This is a genomic window from Clostridium sp. (assembly GCF_016650095.1).
Taxonomy (GTDB): Bacteria; Bacillota; Clostridia; order Clostridiales; family Clostridiaceae; genus Clostridium_AD.
The window spans coordinates 1-6,030 of record NZ_JAENWL010000234.1 but is presented as its reverse complement, the minus strand read 5'-3'; the positions used below and the strand labels follow the sequence as shown (position 1 = coordinate 6,030).

Below are 6,030 nucleotides of genomic sequence, written 5' to 3'. Positions count from 1 at the left end.
TTGTATCTTTCTTTATTCCAGCTACAACAATAGCCGTAAGGATTGCACCTAATGCAGCTCTAAGAGGTGTATATCCTGCCACTAATAAATACATAACAGTAATAATTGGAATTATAAGGTGACCCCTTGTCTTCATAACATGACTGAATTTAGGAAGTTCTGCCTTAGTCATTCCCTTAAGCCCCAGTTTCTTTGCCTCAAAGTGAACACCAGACCAAACTCCAAAATAATACAATAAAGCTGGAATAGTAGCTGCAGCAATAACCGTTATATAAGGGGTATTAGTGAATTCCGCCATCAGAAATGCTGCTGCTCCCATAATAGGAGGCATCAATTGTCCACCTGTAGACGCAGTAGCTTCAACCGCTCCAGCAAATTCAGGTTTGTATCCTAATTTCTTCATCATTGGGATTGTAAAACTTCCTGTTCCAACAACATTTGCAACTGAGCTTCCTGTAAGTGTACCCATGCATGCACTAGAAAGTACAGCAACCTTTGCTGGCCCACCTGGTGCAGCACCTGCAAGAGCATTGGCTGAATCTATGAAAAATTCACCCATTCCTGTTTTTTCAAGATATGCTCCGAATAACAAGAACATAAAAATAAAAGTGGATGAAACCCCTATTGGTATTCCAAATATCCCCTCAGTTGTAAAGAACAATTGTTGAACCAAATTCTCTATATCAACCCCCCTATGAGCTAATTGTCCCGGAACATACCGACCAAGTAGAGCATATGCAAGAAATGCTAGGGCGATAATTACCATAGGCCATCCAATTACCCGCCTCGCGGCTTCGAGCACTAATAAAATGGCTATGGATCCAACAATCATATCCAGAGTGTTTACCCGCCCCGCTCTAAGTACCAAGTCTTTATAAAAAACAACTACATAGATACATGTCGTTGCTGCTGCAATCGCCAATCCCAAATCTATGGGATGCATTTTTTTCCTTGACCACGATTCCCTCGCTGGATAAAATAAATATACTAAACTAAGTCCAAAGGCCAAATGTATTGCCCTTTGTATCATAGCATCCATTACACCGTAAATCGCAGTGTATAATTGAAAAAGAGTAAAACATATTAAGATGGCGGATAATATTTTACCTTGAAAACCTTTAAGTTCACGGAAATTCGATCCCTTATCATATTTTTTCAAAAGATCATTGGCTTCTTTTGAACTCGCTTCTACAGCTGCAGACTGTTTATCTTTACTCATATTTATCCCCTTTCCCTATATCTTTCTAATCATATATCCTAATAAAACATTATATGAAATTTTATAAACAATTAAAAGGATTCTTAAACCCCTTTGGATATAAAGGGGTTTAAGAATAACTACCCAGTTAATATATCTTATAGAATTTCCCAAAAGCTTTAAAACCCCATCGATCCACAGCATATATTTCAACTAAATCCTCAGGCTTATCTATTAGTTGTATGAGTTCGTAGCGCTCATCTCCTATACTAAGCCAGTGCTTTGGAATTGGAGATACTCTTAGTTTAATTGAATCCATAGGTCTTTGTACTTTCAATATAAGCTTCCCATCCTTTATCTCAAGCTCCCCTTCCTCTTTTAAGAAGGGGAGACCTACCCCAAAGGATTCATAAATGGTTTCATAAAGCATGAGTGTATTGTCTTTTCCTACTCTAAATAATTCTTCTGCCGGTGTTAATTCCACAGAATGGATATATCCCAAAGTAAAAGTTTTATCTGGCAGAAAAAATTCATTTTTAGCCTGCCCCTCTAGATCTTCCACAATCAGTACTTTTCCATGAGTAATAATTTTTATTGATAATAACACCATAAGTACTACGATTACAATAAATATTTTTTTCCCCAAGGTGCCCTTACCCTTAAATTCTGTCATTGAATTTTAATCTCCTTATTCTGTGATTCCTTCTTCTTTAAAGTATTTTGCAGCTCCTGGGTGTAATGTAACAGACATTCCACCTAAAGCTGTTTCCTTTGTAATCTTTTTACCTACGTTATGGGCTGCTACGATTCTATCCTGATTATCATATATAGCTTTTACCATATTATAAGCTAAATCTTCATCTAAATCAGCGTTTACAACCAACATTGCTCTAACCGTTAACGTTTGAACATCCTCAGTTTGTCCATTATAAGTATTGGCAGGTATTGTGAATTCTGTAAAGAATTTATAATCTTTCATTAATTTTTCTGCAATGGCACCATCCACTGGTATTACAGTTATATCATTTTGAGCGCCAAGATCTTGAAGCGCAGCCGTAGGAATTCCTGCTGTAAGGAATGCAACATCTACTTGTTTATCCTTTAATCCCGCAGATGCTTCAGAAAATGAAAGGAATTTTGCCTGGATATCTTTTTCAAAATCGAGCCCAGCAGCTGCTATGATTTGTCTAGCATTAGCTTCAACACCACTACCAATGGCTCCAACGGCAATACGCTTACCTTTTAAATCCGCTATAGTTTTGATGCTTGGGTCTGTTGTGATAATTTGAAGGGGTTCAGAATATAGAGTAACCAAGCCTCTTATATCGGCATACTTACCGTCTTTAAACATTTCTTTCCCTTGTTCTGTATACCAAGCAACATCATTTTGTACAATAGCCACTTCAATTTTTTTATCTTTCAATAAGTTAATATTCGCAACGGAAGCCCCAGTACTTTGGGATGTTGCATTAATACCATCAATAGAGCTATTCCATATCTCTGCAAAAGCTCCTCCTAGTGGAAAGTATGTGCCGGCAGTTCCCCCTGTTCCTATATTAACGAATTGTTTTTCAGCTTTTTTTGTATCTGGAGTAGCTGCTGGGTCTGCAGGCTTACTTGAACATCCCGCTAACACTCCCATAGCCAACACCGCTGCAATTAACACTTTAACATTTCTTTTCATCTTTTTATCCCCCTTATTTTATATGTTAGTTTTTTTAACCATGCAAATTCTTTTTTTCTTCCCCCCTATCGCTTAGATTCCACGCGTCAACTCAAACTTTTCTAAATTTTAACTTTAATTAATAAAAATGTTACAATATTCTACTAAATTATAACATTCCTATCACCACCTTGCAATATATTAGATGGGTAATTTCTTAATTCAGAATATTTTGTTTGATGAATGCCTCCTAAGCCTTCCCAGAGTCCATACCAATTTTAAGTTATGTTTAAAAATATTGGAATTTTATGATATAATTAAACATATTTGTAGATGCTTCGGCATTTCGTAATGGACTAAAATCTTATCCTAAGGAGAAACAATAAATGGAATATTATTTTAATAAATTAGAAAAAACAATGCGTGCTCTTCTTGAACGTAGAAAGCTTGAAAAAGTTTTGTTAAATGGGACTTTATCAATTACATGTAAAGAATTGTATGATAGCTCAACAGTAATGCTTCTAACTGGTTTTTACATTAGTAATGCAAATGCAGCAGAAAATGATGGACCTTTAGGAACAGCATCCTTAGCAAATGCTCTAGAAAAAATGGGTAAAAAAGTTGTTATTGTAACTGATAATAACTGCAGTAAAGTAGTTGATTCATGCATGAAGTCAATGAACGTTAAAGGAAACCTAGAAGTAGTTCCCGGTCTAGGCGATTCTAAGTTTTACTCTGAACTATTATATAAATATAAACCAACACATATAATTTCAATTGAGCGCCCAGGAAGAGCGGTAGATGATGAATACTATAATATGAATGGGATAAAATTAACAAAATATGTTGCAGACTGTGATATTTTGTTTTTAATGGCAAAAGAACTTGGTATAGTTACAATTGGAGTTGGCGATGGTGGAAATGAAATAGGTATGGGGAATATAGAAAACGATATAAAGAAGTATGTTGAAAATGGTGAAAAAATATGTGCAAAAGGCACTTGTGACTATCTTATTGTAGCAGGCACTTCTAACTGGGGCGCTTATGCAATTGTCTCAGGGTTATCATTGCTTTCAAATAAAAATAATTTACATAATTATTATAAAGAAATTGAAATGCTTGAAAGAGTAATTTCTGTTGGTGGAGTGGATGGCTATACAGGAGAACCAAGTATGACTGTAGATGGCATAACGCTTAGTTATAATATAAGACAGCTGGTTAACTTTAATTCAATTGTTGAAAGTTATCTTTCTTTAAACAGAATTGATTTTGTTTTATAAATAATTAAGTTTTTCAACACTGTGGGGCTTCAATAAAGTAAATATACAGATAAAAGACATCATTTCTTTAAGTACACCCACAAACCAATAAAATGGCTACCATGGTATGCAAAGATTTTAGCAGACAAGAATTGGAACTTAGTGAAAGTTTATTCTTTCTTCACTAAGTTCCAATTAATTATTATTATTATTATTATTATTAAATAGCTTCAAAGTTTGGAAGACCAACTTCTCTTGAAAGTCTTGATATCCGCATTTATTCAGAGATATTTTACACAAATTAGATAAAAGGTATATAATGTAGTTAATCTACTAAATGCATTGGTTTTTCCTATTAGCAAATATTGTAGAGATTTGATTCCCGTATGGGTCATCATTTATGCAGATGTGGCGGAATTGGCAGACGCACTAGAATCAGGGTCTAGCGCTTTACGGCATGCAGGTTCGATTCCTGTCATCTGCACCAAAAAAAGCACTCGTTTTATGAGTGCTTTTTTTAAGTCTCCGCCTTTCTATTCACAAGGCTCTGTAAGCTTCCTTCTTTTTACTTCAGGATGACGTGTAAGAAATATTATAAACCAACTTGCTAGTATTAAGCCCTTAAGGACACTACTGAGGCTTATGCTCCACCATACACCATTCAGTCCAAAAAACGTTGACAATAAAAGTGCCCCTGGAATTCTCATAGCATTTAGTACGCTTCCTACTATTGAAGGAGGAATTGTTCTTCCAAGACCATTAAATGCTCCTGAAGTTGTCATTTCTATGCACATGAAAATCTGAGAAACTCCAAGTATTCTCAAATACACTATGCCATCCTTTATTACATTTTTCTCCGAAATAAAAATTGAGAAAATAGGTCCTGGAAAAAAAATAAGAAGGCAGGATGTGATTGTTCCAAAAACTACAATAATACCTAAGGCTATAAAATACCCCTTATAAATTCTATGCCACTTTTTTGCTCCAAAATTTTGACCTACAAAGGCACTTAAAGCAGTTTCAAAACCTCCAGCTGTCATCCATGTTATTGATTCGATTTGTGACCCAACGCTTTGCACCGCAATTGGAGTTGGTCCCCACCGTGATAGTATCCTAGCTATTATCATTGCGATTAATGTAAATACTCCACTTTGTACCGCAACAGGCAGCCCAAACCTTACGATCTTTCTCATATAATTCCAATCAGGTTTTTGTAGAAAATTTATTCCAGAAAAATAATCTGTTTCCTTTCTTATGACATAAATAAATATAATCGTCACAATAAACTGTGCAAATATTGTTGCAACAGCTGCTCCAGGAACCCCCATTTTAGGAAATGGTCCAACTCCTAATATTAAAAGAGGATCAAGTATTATATTAACAATAAGCCCCAGTATATTTATTCTAAAAGGTGTCCGACTGTCACCATGTCCATTAAATATTGCTGTAAGTACAGGTGGTAAAAAGAAAAATATCATTCCCGACGAGACTATAGCAAGATAATTCGATGCCATATTAACAATATCATCACCCTTAATATTAAAAAAACCTAAAAGCTCTTTTCTAAAGATTATAAGTGTTGCTCCATATAAAATAGCAAAAACTATATTCATTTGTATTGAATGCCTTATATAGCTTTTTGTTTCTATTATATCTTTTCTTCCTACAGATTGTGATACTCCAACCGCTGCACCTATTTGAGGAATCATAATAAATGCGAAAGCAAACCAAGTAAAAAACCCCGCCGCACCTATTGCAGTAACAGCCCTAGAGCCTAATGTACCAACCCATATCATATCTATCATACTATAAGCCGATTGTATCAGTGATGTACCCATGATAGGTAGTGCTAGAACTATGAGTTTTTTAAATATATTTCCTTCTGTCAAATCATTTTTCATTAAGTAATC

At 35.1% G+C, this 6,030-nt stretch carries 5 protein-coding genes and 1 tRNA gene; 2 read left to right on the top strand and 4 right to left on the bottom strand.

Going from position 1 to position 6,030, the window contains the following annotated elements; all coding sequences use genetic code 11:
• From JJE11_RS13040 to JJE11_RS13030, 3 genes are all read right to left on the bottom strand, one after another.
• Positions 1-1,219 (bottom strand): TRAP transporter fused permease subunit (locus JJE11_RS13040; RefSeq protein ID WP_291636298.1); only part of this gene is annotated, 1,219 nt, incomplete at its 3' end.
• 127 nt (positions 1,220-1,346) lie between these two features.
• Positions 1,347-1,871, bottom strand: a complete 525-nt coding sequence (locus JJE11_RS13035; RefSeq protein WP_291636296.1) for a DUF1850 domain-containing protein — start codon at positions 1,869-1,871, stop codon at positions 1,347-1,349.
• 15 nt (positions 1,872-1,886) lie between these two features.
• Positions 1,887-2,882 carry a TAXI family TRAP transporter solute-binding subunit gene (locus tag JJE11_RS13030; protein WP_291636294.1) on the bottom strand — a complete coding sequence of 332 codons (996 nt, stop codon included), beginning with the start codon at positions 2,880-2,882 and terminating at the stop codon, positions 1,887-1,889.
• 365 nt (positions 2,883-3,247) lie between these two features.
• On the opposite strand from JJE11_RS13030, the gene JJE11_RS13025 reads away from it, so the two are divergent.
• Positions 3,248-4,141, top strand: a complete 894-nt coding sequence (locus JJE11_RS13025) for a DUF4392 domain-containing protein (RefSeq protein ID WP_291636292.1) — start codon at positions 3,248-3,250, stop codon at positions 4,139-4,141.
• Positions 4,142-4,522: 381 nt separating this feature from the next.
• Positions 4,523-4,607 (top strand) — tRNA-Leu (locus JJE11_RS13020).
• Between the two features lie 46 nt (positions 4,608-4,653).
• Here JJE11_RS13020 and JJE11_RS13015 read toward each other — a convergent pair.
• Positions 4,654-6,021, bottom strand: coding sequence for an MATE family efflux transporter (locus JJE11_RS13015; protein WP_291636300.1), 1,368 nt, complete (start codon positions 6,019-6,021; stop codon positions 4,654-4,656).
• Between the last annotated feature and the right edge of the window lie 9 nt (positions 6,022-6,030).

Bases quoted from the DNA above. Each gene is read 5' to 3' on its own strand.
- JJE11_RS13035 (WP_291636296.1), bottom strand. From the start codon at position 1,871: ATGACAGAATTTAAGGGTAAGGGCACCTTGGGGAAAAAAATATTTATT.
- JJE11_RS13030 (WP_291636294.1), bottom strand. From the start codon at position 2,882: ATGAAAAGAAATGTTAAAGTGTTAATTGCAGCGGTGTTGGCTATGGGA.
- JJE11_RS13025 (WP_291636292.1), top strand. From the start codon at position 3,248: ATGGAATATTATTTTAATAAATTAGAAAAAACAATGCGTGCTCTTCTT.
- JJE11_RS13015 (WP_291636300.1), bottom strand. From the start codon at position 6,021: ATGAAAAATGATTTGACAGAAGGAAATATATTTAAAAAACTCATAGTT.